Source organism: Acidimicrobiales bacterium, assembly GCA_030747595.1.
In the GTDB taxonomy this organism is placed as follows: domain Bacteria; phylum Actinomycetota; class Acidimicrobiia; order Acidimicrobiales; family MedAcidi-G1; genus UBA9410.
Genome location: JASLKK010000022.1, coordinates 1 through 15,818 on the forward strand (window position 1 = coordinate 1; position 15,818 = coordinate 15,818).

General features: G+C 65.4%; 14 protein-coding genes. 7 read left to right on the forward strand and 7 right to left on the reverse strand.

From position 1 onward, the window contains the following. The 5 genes from QF777_11570 to QF777_11590 all read left to right on the forward strand — a co-directional run. Positions 1-1,647 (forward strand): ABC transporter substrate-binding protein (locus QF777_11570; GenBank protein ID MDP6912180.1); only part of this gene is annotated, 1,647 nt, incomplete at its 5' end. Positions 1,648-1,728: 81 nt separating this feature from the next. Then, positions 1,729-2,658, forward strand: a complete 930-nt coding sequence (locus tag QF777_11575) for an ABC transporter permease (protein MDP6912181.1) — start codon at positions 1,729-1,731, stop codon at positions 2,656-2,658. Between the two features lie 20 nt (positions 2,659-2,678). Beyond that, entirely contained in the window at positions 2,679-3,539 is an 861-nt protein-coding gene (locus QF777_11580; protein MDP6912182.1) for an ABC transporter permease, read from the forward strand. Further along, entirely contained in the window at positions 3,536-4,642 is a 1,107-nt protein-coding gene (locus QF777_11585) for an ABC transporter ATP-binding protein (GenBank protein ID MDP6912183.1), read from the forward strand. Before QF777_11580 ends, QF777_11585 begins: the two co-directional genes overlap by 4 nt. After that, on the forward strand, positions 4,642-5,649 hold the full coding sequence (locus tag QF777_11590) for an ATP-binding cassette domain-containing protein (protein MDP6912184.1): 1,008 nt from the start codon (positions 4,642-4,644) through the stop codon (positions 5,647-5,649). The genes QF777_11585 and QF777_11590 overlap by 1 nt, the downstream gene beginning before the upstream one ends. Before the next feature lie 39 nt (positions 5,650-5,688). On the opposite strand, the gene QF777_11595 is transcribed toward QF777_11590, so the two are convergent. The 4 genes from QF777_11595 to QF777_11610 are packed head-to-tail and all read right to left on the reverse strand — an operon-like array spanning position 5,689 to position 11,507. Then, positions 5,689-6,837, reverse strand: coding sequence for an NAD-dependent epimerase/dehydratase family protein (locus tag QF777_11595; GenBank protein MDP6912185.1), 1,149 nt, complete (start codon positions 6,835-6,837; stop codon positions 5,689-5,691). Then, positions 6,834-8,393: a carboxylesterase/lipase family protein gene (locus QF777_11600; protein MDP6912186.1), complete on the reverse strand. Its 1,560-nt coding sequence runs from the start codon at positions 8,391-8,393 to the stop codon at positions 6,834-6,836. Before QF777_11600 ends, QF777_11595 begins: the two co-directional genes overlap by 4 nt. Next, positions 8,390-9,592: an acetyl-CoA C-acyltransferase gene (locus tag QF777_11605; protein MDP6912187.1), complete on the reverse strand. Its 1,203-nt coding sequence runs from the start codon at positions 9,590-9,592 to the stop codon at positions 8,390-8,392. Before QF777_11605 ends, QF777_11600 begins: the two co-directional genes overlap by 4 nt. Positions 9,593-9,608: 16 nt before the next feature. Next, positions 9,609-11,507 (reverse strand): ABC transporter ATP-binding protein, encoded by a 1,899-nt coding sequence (locus tag QF777_11610; protein ID MDP6912188.1) that lies wholly within the window; start codon positions 11,505-11,507, stop codon positions 9,609-9,611. 115 nt (positions 11,508-11,622) lie between these two features. On the opposite strand from QF777_11610, the gene QF777_11615 reads away from it, so the two are divergent. Continuing rightward, on the forward strand, positions 11,623-12,864 hold the full coding sequence (locus tag QF777_11615; GenBank protein ID MDP6912189.1) for a CaiB/BaiF CoA-transferase family protein: 1,242 nt from the start codon (positions 11,623-11,625) through the stop codon (positions 12,862-12,864). On the opposite strand, the gene QF777_11620 is transcribed toward QF777_11615, so the two are convergent. Together QF777_11620 and QF777_11625 are read right to left on the reverse strand one after the other, a co-directional pair. Beyond that, entirely contained in the window at positions 12,861-13,478 is a 618-nt protein-coding gene (locus QF777_11620) for a 50S ribosomal protein L11 methyltransferase (GenBank protein ID MDP6912190.1), read from the reverse strand. The two genes, QF777_11615 and QF777_11620, sit on opposite strands and share 4 nt — an antisense overlap. Continuing rightward, positions 13,471-14,379 (reverse strand): amidohydrolase family protein, encoded by a 909-nt coding sequence (locus QF777_11625; protein ID MDP6912191.1) that lies wholly within the window; start codon positions 14,377-14,379, stop codon positions 13,471-13,473. The genes QF777_11620 and QF777_11625 overlap by 8 nt, the downstream gene beginning before the upstream one ends. Positions 14,380-14,487: 108 nt before the next feature. On the opposite strand from QF777_11625, the gene QF777_11630 reads away from it, so the two are divergent. Next, on the forward strand, positions 14,488-15,291 hold the full coding sequence (locus QF777_11630) for an SDR family NAD(P)-dependent oxidoreductase (GenBank protein ID MDP6912192.1): 804 nt from the start codon (positions 14,488-14,490) through the stop codon (positions 15,289-15,291). 33 nt (positions 15,292-15,324) lie between these two features. Here the strand turns inward: QF777_11630 and QF777_11635 are convergent, their stop codons facing one another. Beyond that, entirely contained in the window at positions 15,325-15,792 is a 468-nt protein-coding gene (locus tag QF777_11635) for a MaoC family dehydratase (GenBank protein ID MDP6912193.1), read from the reverse strand. Positions 15,793-15,818: the final 26 nt, after the last annotated feature.

The window sequence follows — 15,818 nt, forward strand, 5'->3', positions numbered from 1 at the left end:
AAGATCACCGTGATCGGCCACGCCGACTCCGGTGACATTGCTGCGTCCAACGCCAACGTCGTCTACGAGTACGCCCCCGGCGGCTCGTCGCTCGGCGAAGGCAACCTCGTCGTACCGGCACCCAAGCCGCAGAGGGGAGGGACCCTCCGCTACGCCATCGAAGCTGATGTCGACGGTCTCAACCCAACCTCGTCGGCGATCTCGACTGCCGGGTACGTGATGGGAGCTGCCGTCTTTGACACCCTCGCAACCGGTTCTGTAGACGGAGACTGCATTCCGGGTCTTGCTGAGTCGTTCGAACACAATGAGGACTACACCTCATGGACCTACAAGCTTCGTGAAGGAATCCTGTTCCACGACGGCAACGAGGTGACAGCAGAGGACGTCGTCTACAGCGCTGAGGTCCAACGAAACGATCCGTTGGTCGGACTGGCCGTCATGCCGTTCTACCCGACCGAGGGGGCTTTCGAGGCCCTAGACCGGTACACGGTCCGGTTCAACCTCCTTGACTCATGGGCGAACTTCTGCCCGACCAGCCAACTCGCCTGGGTGGCCTCAAAAGCATGGCTCGTGGCCGCCCTGGAGGACCCGACCCTGGATCAGCAGCCGGTTGGCTCCGGCCCGTTCCGGTTCGACAGCCGGACCGAGGATTCGGTGACGCGGTTCGTCCGCAATGAGGGCTACTGGGGAGGCGAAGTATGGCTCGACGCCGTCGAGTACATACCCGTCCCCGATCCGGATACCCGGACCGACCTGTTGCTGGCAGGAGAAGTCCACGCCCTACATACGACCAATGACGAGAACATCGAGATCCTCGAGAACTCAGACGGGGTTTACAGCCTCCGCAGTCAGAAGCCGCATGGCGGAGGCGAGAGCTTCATCATGTTGAACTCATCGGTTGCCCCGTTTGACGACATCCGGGCCCGAAAGGCTCTGGCCTACGCCACACCGAAGCAGGACTATTTGACGCTGATTACCGCTGGTCTGGGGGTGTCTGCAGATCAACTGTTCGAACCGGGTAGCCCGTATCACAACCCGGCCGTCAAGCAGGAAGCCGACATGCCCGATGAGGCTGTTGCTATGGCTGCCGAATACTGCGCAGACCTGCCAGAAAACTGCAGCAACGGAAAGATCAACATGGAGTACATGTTTGTCGAAGGCTCTGTTGTAAACCAGCGGTCGGCAGAGTTGATGGAGAAGGGTTGGAGTGTCGCGTTCAACGTGGACTTCGACCTGAACAACCAGCAGCAGCACATTCAGAACGCGGCACTGGGGTGGTATAACGCGGTGGCCTGGCGCCAGTTCGGTTCGTACCGGCCCGAGGGCGACAACGTCTGGCTGATGTGCCGCACGGTGGGATTCATCTCCCTGAACTGGCCGAAGTACTGCGACGAAGAGCGCGATTCGCTGTTGTGGGAGGCCACGGGGACGACCGATGAAGCCATCCGCACGCCGTTGTTCCAGGAACTGGCGCAGAAGCTCCACGACGACTACCTGTACATTTTCCTCACGCACGTCCAGTGGACCAACTCCTTTGCTGACAACGTGCACGGGGTTTGCGAGGCAGACACACCTGAGGGACACCGGATCTTCTGTCCTAGTGACGGGGTCGCTGGGGTTCGTACCCTCTGGCTGTCGGAGGGCTAACCCGGATTGCAGAGGGGCGGTCCCCAGACTTCAAATTAGAGCTCTGCCACCGAGATGAGATTCTGGGGTCTCCGGGTGGGCATGCTCATCGCGCTCTTGCTTGCGGTGTCCATGTTCACCTTCGGAGCGATGAACCTCCTGGGCGATCCGCTCTTCAACATCCTTGGCCCGGTTGCCGGTGACACCGAAAATCCGGAAAACCTCGCCAAGATCCAAGCGGCCAAGGAGCAGTTTTACCTCGACCGCCCGCTTCCCGAACGTTACGTCCGGTGGCTCGGAGACTTCGTCACAGGAGACTTCGGAGTCCGGTTCTCAGCTTCCGGACAACCACCGGTAAGCGAGGTAATCAAGGAACGCCTTCCCCGAACACTGGCCCTTTCTGGAATGGCCATGACCTTCACGCTGGCCATCGGTATCCCGTGGGGCTTGTGGTCGGGTTCAACATCAAAAAAGGGCCTAGATCGGCTGTCGACCGGCGTGGCGTTCTTCCTCGTATCGATACCCAACTTCGCCCTTGGTGTGGTCCTCCTCTACGCGGTTGGTTTCCGCCTCGGCTGGATGCCCGTCAGGTTCGACGCCGGTGACCCGTTTTGGCAACGCATGCACCAACTGGTCCTTCCCGCACTGACCCTGGCCCTGGGCGGCGCCGCTGTCTACCAGCGGCTCCTGCGGACCGACATGATCACCACCCTTCAGGAGGACTTCATCTTGATGGCCCGGGCCAAGGGCCTGTCTCGGAGGCACATCCTTTTCCGGCATGCCCTGCGACCGTCGTTGTTCTCGGTGGTCACCCTTTTCGGGATCAACGCAGGGGCCGTGTTCGGTGGGGCCCTCATCGTTGAACTGATTTTCGGAATCCCAGGGATCGGATCGTTGTTCGTCGAATCGATCTTCCGTGAGGACTTCCCCGTGGTACTCGCCCTGGTGATGATTCTGACCGCAGGATTCGTTGTCATGAACTTCGTCGTCGACGTCCTCTATTCGATCATCGACCCCAGAGTCCGACAGTGAAGCTCACAGCCGAACCCCCGATGGATGAGTCCTCTGGAGCGGTCAAGGCGCGTCGGCTCGGGTTGGGCTTCTGGCTCCCAATGGGCTGGATCTTCCTCATAGTCGGTGTGGCACTGCTTGCTCCAGTTCTTCCCCTCAAGGACCCCACCGACTATTTCATTCGACCTGGAGAACGCCCGCCCTATCCGCCGTCGGCCGACCACTGGTTCGGAACAGACCAAGATGCCCGCGACATGTTCTCGCGGATCATCAGCGGGGCCCGCGTCTCCCTGGCCGTTGGCTTCATGACCGTCACGATGAGTTTCATCGTCGGAGGAACTCTAGGGATGGTTGCTGGCCTGGTAAGGGGCTGGTTTGACCGGCTCGCCTCGTTCCTCTTCCTCGTCGTGCTGTCCTTCCCAGGCATCGTGCTGGTGATTCTCATAATCGCGCTGATCGATCGAAGTGTCCTGACCATCTCGGTGGTACTGGCCATCGGCGGTATCGCGCCAGTGGGACGGCTGGCCCGTGCCGCGACACTGAGCTTTGCCGAAAGGGAATTCGTGATCGCCGCGAGGACTCTTGGGGCACGAAACTCCCGCATCCTCTTTCGAGAACTTCTCCCCAACGTCGTCATCCCCATGGGAGCCCTGGTGCTCCTAGGAGTGGCCTCAGCGATCTTGGCCGAGGGCGGCCTGGCGTTCCTCGGCCTGTCAATCGAGAAGGGAGAGACGTGGGGGAAGCTCATTCGTAACGGCTCGGGAAGCAGGGTCCTACGAGACTCTCCGTGGGTCGCGTTCGGTCCCATCACCGTGATGTTCCTCACCCTCGCGTCGATCAACTACATCGGCGACTACCTCCGCGATTTCTTCAACGTCCGAGAAACAGGCCTCGGACAATGACCGGTCGACAAGCACCATTGCTGAGTGTCCGGGACCTAAAGGTGGTATTCCCGACCCCGATCGGGATGGTGCATGCCGTCGACGGGGTGTCTTTCGACCTCGAAGCCGGCCAGTCCATGGGAATCGTCGGGGAATCCGGTTCAGGAAAAACAGTGACAGCCAAGACCCTGATGAACCTTCTTCCCTCCTATGCCCTGGTCGACGGTTCGGTGAACTTCGATGGTCGAGACCTACGCGCCCTGGCCGCCGAACGGAAGACCGAGAAGCACCTCTGGGGCGTTGAGATCTCCATGGTCTTCCAGGACCCGATGACGTCACTCAATCCGGTCAAGAAGGTCGGCGAACAGATCGCCGAATCAGTGCGCTATCACCTCGGACAGACGAGAACGGCAGCTCGCCGTCAAGCAGGCGACCTACTCGAACAAGTAGGGATTCCCGAACCGGGAAGAAGGCTCGACGAATACCCCCACCAACTATCAGGAGGCCTCCGCCAACGGGTAGTAATCGCAGCGGCCCTGGCGTGCGAACCACGGATACTCATTGCCGATGAACCCACCACGTCGTTGGACGTCACCGTCCAGAAGCACATCTTGGACCTGCTCGACGATCTTCGTACCGCACGGGGGATGGCGATGATCCTCGTCACCCACGACCTCGGCGTCGTCAAAGGCCGGACTGACGAAGTGATGGTCATGTACGCCGGTCGAACCATGGAAGAGGCCTCCACCGGAGCGGTCTTCTCCCAGCAGGGCCACCCCTACACCGAGGCTCTGATTGAAACCATTCCGAAGATCAACTCAGCCAGCCATACACGACTGGTGCCGATCCCTGGCCAACCACCGGTTACTACCAGTCCACCCGCCGGATGCCCGTTTGCCGATCGGTGCCGCTACGCGACCGACCTTTGCGTGGCGCAGGGCCCACCCCTGACGGCCCTTGGCAACGGCCACCACGTTGCGTGTCACACACCGGTCAGGACCCCAGCCGCCGAGACGGCTCTAGCAGCCAACGCAGCGCGGGGCCACACGGCGACCGGGTTGGAGATCCACCAGTCCGGAGTGCCGACCGGGGCAGTCACCGACGGTCTAGGGGAACAAATCTGATGGCGGGCCGTGGCACCATCCAACTCCGAAGCGGCGAGGACATCATCCTCCGGGTGGAGAACCTCGTCCAGGAGTTCCCGGTCGGTCGCAACCGTGTGGTCCACGCCGTGTCGGACGTCTCTTTCGACCTCCGGAAGGGGGAGACCCTGGGCATCGTTGGCGAATCCGGCTGCGGCAAGTCCACGACAGCTCGGGCCATAGTTCAGCTTCCGCCACCCACCAGCGGTCGGGTGGTCCTGGACCCCAGCTCCGAAAATGAGATCGACCTGACCCGTCTGTCAGGCCACGACCTGCGCGATGTACGGCCGAGACTCCAGATGATCTTCCAGGACCCAATCTCGTCGCTGAACCCGCGGAGGCGGGTGAAAGACATCGTCAGTGAGGGTCTCGAAATTTGGTCCAACGGAGACATCGGAACCGAAGGAAGGGAACGAGTCGAGGAAGTCCTTCACGCTGTAGGCATCGACCCGGTTTTGGCGGCATCCCACCGGCCACACCAGTTCTCCGGCGGGCAGTGCCAGCGGATCTCCATCGCCCGGGCGCTGACCGTGAACCCGGAGATCCTGATCTGTGACGAACCAGTCTCAGCTCTCGACGTCTCAGTCCAGGCAAAGATCCTGAACCTCCTGGAGGACATGAAGGCCCGCTACGACCTGAGCCTTGTGTTCATCAGCCACGACCTGTCGGTGGTCCGCAACGTGAGCGATCGAGTCGTCGTGATGTACCTAGGGAAGATATGCGAGGTGGGCGGTGCTGATCGCCTCTACGACGCCCCGGCCCACCCGTACACCAGGGCGCTGCTCGCGTCGGCACCCGAACCAGCCCAGTCGGTGGGTGTAGCCGATGCAGTTTTGGGTGACGATCTTCCGTCGCCCACCGACCCGCCGTCCGGTTGTCGATTCCGGACCCGATGCCCATTGGCGATCGACAGGTGTGCCACCGAGGAGCCGGTGATGCAAGAGATTGGCGAAGACCACTTTGTGGCCTGCCACCTCCCGTCCACCTAAGCGCCCTGTAGCCCTCGTGACAGGCCACAGGACAGATGCTCAGTCCAGGAGCTTGAGGAGCTCGTCCTCGTAGGTCCAGTCATAGTCTCGGCCACCTGTCTCGACGTGCCAGTCGTGCGTCTGGGCCACCATCGACGCCAGGTCGTGGCGAGGTTCCCAACCGGTGTCGCGTCGCAACGCGTCGATGCCGAAGACCACGTTGCGGTTCCAACGATGGATGTTGGGGGCCAACCGGGGCACCACCGAGGCGAACTTGAACCGGTGACGCACCGACTGCTGACGTCTCCGGGCCTCATCGGTGGTGCGGATATCGATGTTGGCTCTCGCTCCACTGTCCACGGCGATCTCGATGTCGCCGTCCCACAGGGCATCCATGGTGGTCGCCGGGATGAAGCGGATGTCGGGGTCCACGCCGAGGTGGGCCGCGGTGGTGGCCACGTAGCCCAGGTCGGTGTGGAAGCCCTTCCCGGTGAGGTTGTAGCGCCGACCAATGGTGGCTGGGGCGTGCATGACAGCCTCCAGTGCCCGGGCCTGGTCGTCAACGTGGCCCACCTGGGACACCGTGGTCCCGTCACCGGGCACCATGACCGGTCGGCCAGCCTCCAGGCGGGCGTACATGCGCTGCTCGCGGTCCGGGATGATGTTGCGGGGGCCGTAGACCATCGAGAAGTAGACGACGGTTGCCGGAAATCCCCGTTCAGTGTGGGCGGCCATCAGGGCGTCCTCGCACAAGAGCTTGTTGCCGCCATATTCAATCTGGGGGTGGTCGCGTTGGACGGGGTGGTCCTCGTCAATGGGCAACATGTCGGCCGCCGCATAGACCACCGTGGAACTGGCGAACACGTACTGCCCGGTGCGTCCCTCGAAGATCTCCATCATGAGGTTGACGTCATCGGGGTGGTAAGCGCTCATGTCCAGCACCACGTCGAACTCCCGACCACCGAGCGCCTCGTTGCCCAGGACCTGGCGCATCTGGTCGTGGTCGGTGCGATCTGCATAGAGGCGGTGGATGCCGCCGGGTAGCGGCGCCTCGGTCTGGCCGCGGTTGACGATGGTGACATCGTGGCCACATCGGGCGAGTTCGTGGACGAGGGCCAGCCCGTTGAACTGGGTGCCGCCCATGACAAGTACCCGCATGGTCCTGCCGCTCGCGTCCATGGCGGGCTCGTCACCGCGTACAGGAGTCATCGGATGAGGTGCTCCCAGACTGAGCGTTCGGCGGGTCGAGGATCGGTCAGCAGACCGCACTGGTCGTCGAGGTTCATGACCAGCCGGTCGTCGGGCGTGTAGCGAGGCCAGTCGCCGAGTGCCGCGGTCGACGGGTCTCCGTCGCGGATGAAGGCAATCCAAGCGTCGTGCATGGCTTCGGCCAGAGCGGTAGGAGTCTCGCCCGGGCCCAGGAAGGTATCGACGCCGGGTCGGGTCACGGTGTTGAACGTGAACGGGATCTCCAGGGCGTGGGCGGCCCCGAACAGCCCGTCGAAGGCCCGAGAGTCCCACGAGAACCGGTACATCCAGGTCTCGGCACTGTGAGGATGGCGGTATTCGGCATGGCGGGCCGCCGGTACGCCGAACACCCGGTCCGAGCCGATGGCGCACGCCACCCAGCCGGGAGCTGCCGGTCCGTCCGATCCGTCCAGTCGGTCGCGGTAGGGGGCCAGCAGGGCATCGGGATCGTCGGTCAGGCCGCCGACCATCTCGGTCAAGTCATCGTCGGACATGTTGGTTACGCCCCAGAGGGCCAACTCGTCTTCATTGGTGCCGGTCAGCAGGGGCACCGTCGCCCCGGCGCCGTCGGCCATCAGGTCCCGGGGGTCGCGGGGGAGAAGGTCGTGGCCCCACACCGGATAGAAGGGCTCCTGGCTACGGCCCGTGCGTTGGCCGCTTTCCTCGCTGACCCGCTCCATGGCCTGCAACAGGTCATCGACGGGTAGGGCCATGAGGACGTCGGCCGATGGGTTGCCCAACTGATTCAGGAACTCTCCGGCTATCTCCCTGCCGTCAACGGGGCCGAACGTGTGGTGGCAGGCCCCGCTCTGCGCGATGGCCCGGTGGAACAGGCCGTCGGCGGCCTCCATGGCCAGCAGGTTGCACACGCTGAACGCACCGGCCGACTCGCCGCCGATGGTGATTCGCTCGGGGTCGCCGCCGAACGCCGCGATGTTCGCCTGCACCCACTGCAGGGCGGCCAGTTGGTCCAGGGTGCCGTTAATGCCACACGTGGCGAAGTCGTCGCCGAGGTGGCTGGCCAGGTCGCAGAAGCCGAGGGCGCCTAGCCGGTAGTTGATAGTGACGACCACGATGTCGCCCCGGGTAGCGAAGGAGGTCCCGTCGTACCACGGGGTAGCGCCCTGACCGTGTTTGTAGGCGCCGCCGTGGATCCACACGTAGACGGGGCGGCCGGCTCCTCCGTCAGGGACCGTGCAGCCCGGGGTGACGACGTTCAGGGTGAGACAGTCCTCGTCCCAGCGGACCTCGAAGTTGCTGGTCAGGCCGGTGCCGGGCAACTGTGGCGCGGCCGGGCCGAAGCGTCGTGCGTCGCGCACGCCGTCCCACGGTTCGGGAGGTTCGGGGGCCCGGAACCGCCGGTCACCGGTCGGCGGGGCCGCGTAGGGGATTCCGGCGAACAACTCGACACCCTTGCGGTGCCGCCCCTTGAGGGTTCCCTCGGCGACCTGGGCGGTGGGCCCACTGGAGGGCTGGTTGGTGGCTTCGTCGGTTGGACCTTCGGCGTCGGAGATCATGCGGCGACCCGCAGGACCATGGCCTCGCCCTGACCGCCGCCGCCACACAGGCCGGCGGCCCCGAGGCCTCCACCCCGTCGGGCCAACTCGTGGGCCAACGTGAGGGCAATGCGGGTGCCAGACATCCCAATGGGGTGACCCAGGGCGATGGCACCACCGTTCACGTTGACGATCTCGTCGGTCACCCCGAGGGCGTCCATCGACGCCAGAGCCACCGCGGCGAACGCTTCATTGATCTCCAACAGGTCCATGTCGGCAACGGTCAGGCCAGCCCGATCGAGAGCCACGCTAATGGCGTTGCTGGGCTGGTGGAGCAAGCTGGCGTCGGGACCGGCCACCTGACCATGAGATACCACCTCGGCTAACGGGGCGATGCCTAGGGCCTCGGCTCGGTCCATGGTGGTCACGATGCAGGCGGCGGCGCCGTCCGAGATCTGCGAGGCGTTGCCAGCGGTGAGATTCCCGTCGGGAGCAAAGGCGGCTGGCAGGCGGCCCATCGACTCGGCGTCGGCGTCAGTCCGGATGCCCTCGTCATCAGACACCACTACCGGTTCACCCCTTCTCTGGGGAATGCTCACCGGCACGATCTCGGTGGCGAACAGGCCGTCCTTCTGGGCTCGGGCGGCCCGCTCGTGAGATGCGGCGGCAAAGGCGTCCTGGGGCTCGCGGGCCAGGCCCAGTTCGGAGGCGTAACGTTCGGTGGCCTCACCCATGGCGCAATGTTCGAGCGTGCAGGTCAGGCCGTCGGCCATCATCGAATCGACGACCGCCCCGTCACCGATGCGGTAGCCGGAGCGGGCCTTGGTGAGCAAGTAGGGGGCATTGGTCATGGACTCCATGCCGCCAGCCACCACGGTGTCGGCTTCGCCGAGGCGGATCATCTGGGAGGCCAGGTGGATGGCATGCAGCCCCGACAGGCAGGCCCGGTTCAGCAACGTGCTGGGCACGGTGAGGGGAATCCCCGCATCGGCGGCGGCCCGACGTGCTGGCACCTGGCCGACACCGGCGGCCACAACGTTGCCCAGGTAGGCGAAGTCGACGTCCTCGGGAGTGATTCCCGAGCGATCGATGGCCGCCGCGATGGCTCCGGCGCCCAGATCAGTCGCTGTCAGCGACGACAGGCCGCCCTGGAATCGACCCATGGGGGTACGGGCCCCGGCGAGTATGACGGTGGGTGGACGGGTTTGGGGGCTGGCCACTCCCCGACGGTACCGGTCAGGGACCGTCCAGTCCGATTCCGGCCCCAGCCTCAGCCTCAGTTTCCCCTCGTACCAGAGCCTCCCATAGTTCCGCGTACAGGCCGCCGGCGTCGCGCAACTCGCTGTGGCGACCCCGTTCGACGATCTTTCCCTCGTCGAGGACCACGATCTCGTCGGCGTCGACCACCGTGGAAAGCCGGTGGGCGATGACAACGGCCGTTCGACCGGCCAGCGCGTCGGCCAGGGCCAACTGGACTATGGCCTCGTTCTCGGTATCGAGGTGGCTGGTGGCCTCGTCGAGGATGACCACGGCAGGGTCCTTGAGCAGCAGGCGAGCGATGGCCAGACGCTGCTTCTCGCCACCCGACATCCGGTGGCCTCGTTCGCCGACCACCGTTTCGTAGCCGTCCGGCAGTCGTCGAACCACGTCGAGGATGCGGGCCGCCCGACAAGCCTCATCCAGGTCGGCGTCGGTGGCCCCGGGACGGGCGTAGCGCAGGTTGGCGCCCACCGTGTCGTGGAACAGGTGCGGGTCCTGGGTGACCATGCCGATACGGGACCGCAACTCTTCCTGAAACAACGTGCGTAGGTCGTGACCGTCGAGGGTGATCGATCCGTCGGTCACGTCGTAGAGCCGGGGGACGAGAGAGGCCAGGGTGGACTTGCCGGATCCGGACGGGCCAACAATGGCCAGCATCTGGCCCGGGCCGACGGTCAGGTCGATGCCGTCGAGCACGATCCGGCCCGGCTCGTCGGGGGTGGCATCTGTCTCCAGCGAGGCCACCGAGGTGTCGTCAGCAGCTGGGTAGCGGAACGACACGTCGTGGAAGGCCAGGTGCCCCGTGGCCGCTTCGGCGGGCAGTGGATGGGCATCGGGTGAGTCGGCCACCGGGTTCGGGGCGTCGAGCACCTCGAAGACCCGTTCAAAGGACACGAAGGCCGACATGACGTCCACCCGGGCATTGGTCAACTGTGCCAGCGGCCCGTAGAGCTGGGCCACCAGCACGCCCATGGATGCCAGGGTCCCGATGGTGATGGAGCCGCTGATGGCCAGCGAGCCGCCCACCCAGTAGACGATGGCCGTGCCGGTGGCTCCCAGCAGGGTCAGGGCGATGACGAAGGCCCGGCTGAACAGGGCGTTGCGGATGCCGATGTCGCGCACCCGTCCGGCTCGTCTGGCGAACCCGTCGGTCTCCTCGCTGGGGCGCCCGAACAGCTTGACCAGTTGGGCACCCGACACGTTGAACCGTTCGGTCATGGTGACGTTCATCGAGGCGTTGAGGTTCATGCCCTCCCGGGTGATGTCGGCCACCGTGCGCCCGACCCGGCGAGCCGGGAGGATGAACAACGGCAGCAGCACCATGGCCAGCAGGGTGACCCGCCACTCCAGCAGGAACAGGGTGAGCAGGGTGGTGGCCGCCGTGATGGCGTTGGAGACCACGGTGCCCAACGTGCCGGTGAGCGCCCGCTGGGCACCGATCACGTCGTTGTTGAGGCGGCTGACCAGCGCCCCGGTCTGGGTGCGGGTGAAGAACGAGATGGGCAGCCGCTGTACGTGGTCGAACAGGGAGACCCGCAGGTCGAAGATAAGGCCCTCGCCGACGGTGGCCGAAGCCCACCGCTCCACGAAGGCCAAGGCGGCTTGGGCCAGCGCAGCGGCTACCACCAGGAGGCCGAGCACGGTGAGGCGGTCGCGGTCGCCGGCCACGATGGCTCCGTCGATGATCTCCCGGAAGAGGAGGGGTGGCACCACGCCGAGGAGTGACGAGGCGGTGACCACGGCCAGGAAGCCGGCCACCTTGGACCGGTAGGGACGGGCGTAGCCCCAAACCCTGCGGCGCGTGTCGCTACCGATCGTCTGTGGGGCGTCTGACTGGTGCGACATCACGTGGAGTAGGTGCATCGCGTTGGCCATCGCCCGAGCCTACGGAGTCGGGCTCGGGGCGGGTAATCTGACGGTCTGTCAGATTTGACCTGTCCCCCCGGGCCAGGCACCAGGGTCGAACAACGGCCGGAGAGGCAGCACGATCGTGGGCGCAGACGCCAACCGGCCACTGGCCGGAGTCAAGGTGGTGGAGAGTTCCCTGCTCGGGCCGGGTCTGGTGACCACGTTCTTGGCCGACCTTGGGGCCGACGTGATAAAGGTCGAACCGCCGGCCGGCGACTACGTCCGGCAGATGACTTGGCCCATCATCGAGGGCAATTCGCTGCTCCACCTCCACACCCACCGTGGCAAGCGGAGCATCTGCTTGGATCTCAAGACCGAGGACGGCCTGGAGATCTACCGCGACCTGGTCCGGAATGCCGACGTGGTCGTGGAGGCCATGCGTCCGGGGTCGCTGGCCAAGCTTGGCCTGGGCTTCGAGGATCTCCAGGCGGTCAACCCACGGATCGTGTTCTGCACCCTGTCCGGCTACGGCGCCACCGGTCCGTACCGAGACATGCCCAGCCACGGCATCGCCTACGACACGTGGGCTGGCCTGATCGAGCCGGTGGTCGACGACGAGGGGTTCACCCGCATCCCCGTGCTGCCCAACGTGGGCATCAACGTAGGCCCGATGGTGGCCGCCCTGGGCATCCTCGCCGCCGTCATCAGTGCCCGGGAGACCGGTGAGGGCACGTCCCTAGAGGTGGCCCAGTCCGATGCTGCCGCCTACATGGACTGGTACCGAATCGAGACCTACAAGGCCTACGAACGTCCGGCCGACGTGGTGACCGGCAACGCCGCCGACGACTACGAGCGACGCGAGCCCGGCCTAGCCGGCATGTGGGAGGGCGTCCGCTACCAGATCTACGAGGCGTCCGACGGACACGTGCTGTTCATGGCCTCCGAGCAGGCCTTTTGGCGCAACTTCTGCGAGGGGGTGGACCGCATGGACATGTTCGAGCGGTGGCCCGGCTCCAAGTACGCCGACCACGCCCGCCACAACAAGGAGATGCAGGCCGAACTGAAGGCCATCTTCGCCACCAGGACCTGCGCCGAGTGGTTGGACTTCTCCAACGAGGCCAACACGCCGATAGCGCCGGTGAATACGCCCAAGACGGCGCCCGACGATCCCCAGTTCGCCCATCGCCTGCCCTTCTATGAGATCGACGACGTGGGCGCCGAACAGCTGCCGCTGCCCGTCTACATCCAGGGCCAGTTGCCTCCCACACCGACCATGGCGCCAGGCATCGGCGAACAGACCGACGAGGTACTGGCCGAGTTGGGCGTCTCGGCTGAACGGATCGCAGAGTTGCGCGCCGCGGGCAGCGTCGGCCCCCAGGGCTAGCCGGCGAAGGGACCCGTCAGCACTGCCGCCGTCCAGCCGTCGATGCTGGTACGGCGCTCCTCGGTCAGACCGAACGCCACGTAGCAGCCGACTACCCGGTCGGCGTGCTCATCGGGGATGCCGCTGACCACCAGAACGCCCTGTTCGGCCCGCCGGGCGGCCACCGCCGGCGCTATGGCGTCGTGCACCACCGGCAGCACGTTGGCCAGCACCAGGTCGAAGGTGCCGGGCACATCGGTGATGGGCGTGGTGGACGCCGAGACGTCTACGGCGTTGGCCACCGCGTTGGTACGGGTCCAGGCAACGGCATCGGCCTCCACGTCGATGCCGACCACCGGTCCGGCACCTAGGCGGGCCGCAGCGATTGCCAGCACACCCGAGCCGCAGCCCACGTCCAGCATGCTCATGTTCGGCCCGGCTAGTCGGTCCACCTCGGCCAGCACGAGGGCGGTAGTGGGGTGGGCTCCGTGTCCGAAGGTCGGCCCCGGATCGATCGAGACTGGGACCTCGCCGACCGGATCGCACCACGGCGGATGAATGCCCAGTCGCCCCACCACGGTGGGTCGTAGCCACTCCCGCTGGGTCCGGGCCCAGTCGGGAAGCGAGTCAGGCATCCAGCTTGAGCACCCGGATGGCGTTCTCGCGGAGGAACTTCGGCCACACCTCGGCCTTGAACGGCACGTTGCGCAGTTCGGTGAAGATGCGGTCCAATGACAGGCCCATGGGGAAGTAGCCGGCGTAGATGACCTTGTCGGCGCCCCGGGTGTTCGCGTAGTCGACAATGGCCTTCGGGTAGTGCTTCGGGGCGAATGCCGAGGTGGAGTAGTGGAGGTTCGGCCACTTCAGCATCAACTTGACGATCAGGTCCCCCCACGGTTCGCAGCCGTGCCGGGTGACAAACACCAGGTCGGGGAAGTCGTACATCACCTGGTCGATCAACTCGACGTGCTGGGGGGCGAACGGCAGGCGGGGTCCGGGGACCCCGGCGCAGCAGAAGACGGGGATGTCCAGCTCGCAGCACGTGGCGTAGATGGCGTACATCTTCGGGTCGTCGATGGGGACCTGGGGGTTGCGGCCGCTCGGGAAGGCGGTGACCGCCTTCAGCCCGGCGTCGCGGTGGAGCTGGCGGATGGTCCGGATCGACCCCATGACCTCATTGGGATCCGGCTCGTGACAGGCGAAGAACCGGTCCGGATGCTCTTCGATCATGGCCCGACCCTCGGACTTGCCGGGACCGATGCCGATCATGGCCATCTGCACGTTGTTGCGGTCCATGAACGGCAGGCACAGATCGGCACCCTGCGGTGGGTCCTGGAGTTCGCCGTCGGTACCGCGGGCCTGATCGGAGAACGGCACGTCCTTGAACATGTACTGGGCCGGGAAGTTCATCTCCTTGGAGGCATCGTCCTTGATCCCGGACAGGTTCTCGTAGTTGAGCCTGGCGTTAGGGCCCGCCCGGGTGCCCATCATCGTGTCGATGGCTGCCACGTCGTCAGGGAAGGTCGATTCGCTCATTCCCACATCATTGGACCTGACAGACCATCAGGGCAACGTGGGGTCGCCGATCGGAACGCCTATGGGACCGGGTCGCCGGAGGGTACGCCCCCACGCGAGACTCCAGCCATGACCCATTCCGGAGCCCCCGCACCAACCCGACTCTCGCGTCTGAGCAGGTCGGTGGACGGTCACCGGGTGCTGGTCACCGGTGCCGGGTCGGGGATCGGACGAGCCACCGCCCACCTGTTCGCCGACGAAGGGGCCATCGTCGCTGTCACCGACCTCGACGGGAGCCGAGCGACCACAGTGGCCGACGAGATCACTTCGGTCGGGGGTCGGGCCCGGGCGTGGGCCTTGGACGTCTCCGACGAGGCGGCAGTCCGGCAGGTGGTGGCCGAGGCCGTTGATCACGGTGGAGGCCTGGACGTGCTGGTCAACAACGCCGGCATCCCGGCCGGCGCTCCGATCGAGGATGTCGACTACGGCGACGTCTGGCAGGGAGCGTTGGACGTGATGCTCACCGGCATGACCCTGACCATTCGGGCGGCTCTGGGCCACCTGCGGGCATCATCCGCCGGACGGATCGTGAACGTCTCATCCACCGAAGGGGTGGGTGGCTCACCGTCCACGTCGGCCTACACGGCGGCCAAACACGGGGTGGTGGGCCTAACCCGGGCCCTGGCCGTGGAACTGGGAGAGACGGGGATAACCGTCAACGCCGTGGGTCCCGGCCCGATCGACACCGGCATGACGGCCGGGATCCCCGAGGAGGCCAAGGTGAAGTTCGCCCGACGGCGGGTGCCAGCCCGGCGCTATGCCGAACCCGAAGAGGTGGCCCACGGCATCCTCCACCTGGCCCTGCCGGCATCGAGCTACATCACCGGCCACCTACTGATGGTCGATGGTGGCATGACGGTCAAGAACAACTAGGGCCCAGCGGGGACCGGCCCCGATCCGACACGATCAGCCCTGGTACAGGCTGAGGGCGTCGTAGAGCACAGCGGGAACGTCGTCGTTGCCCACCACGTGGATGGCCACCCGGGTGGCCACCAGCGTGCCCTTCTTGTGCTCGCGGACATCGGTGATCCGGTTGCGGGCGTGCAGCGTCGAACCCACCGGCACCGGTGCCAGCATCCGAAGCCCGTCGGCGCCGTAGTTCACGACGTTGGTCTGGCCGGTGATCCTGACCTCGCCGGTGCGGTTCAGGATGGGCAGCAAGCTGAGGGTGAAGAACCCGTGGGCGATCGGGCCGCCGAACGGGCCGGCGGTGGCCCGCTCCACGTCCACGTGGATCCACTGATGGTCACCGGTCAGCTCGGCGAACTGGTTCACCTTCTCCTGGGTCATCTCGTATTCAGGTCCCCAGTTGCTCCACTCCTCTGTGATGGTGGCGCGCAGGCCCTCCAGGTCGTCAAAGGCGATCTCAGTCATTGTGGTGCTCCCGTAACCTCGGGTGT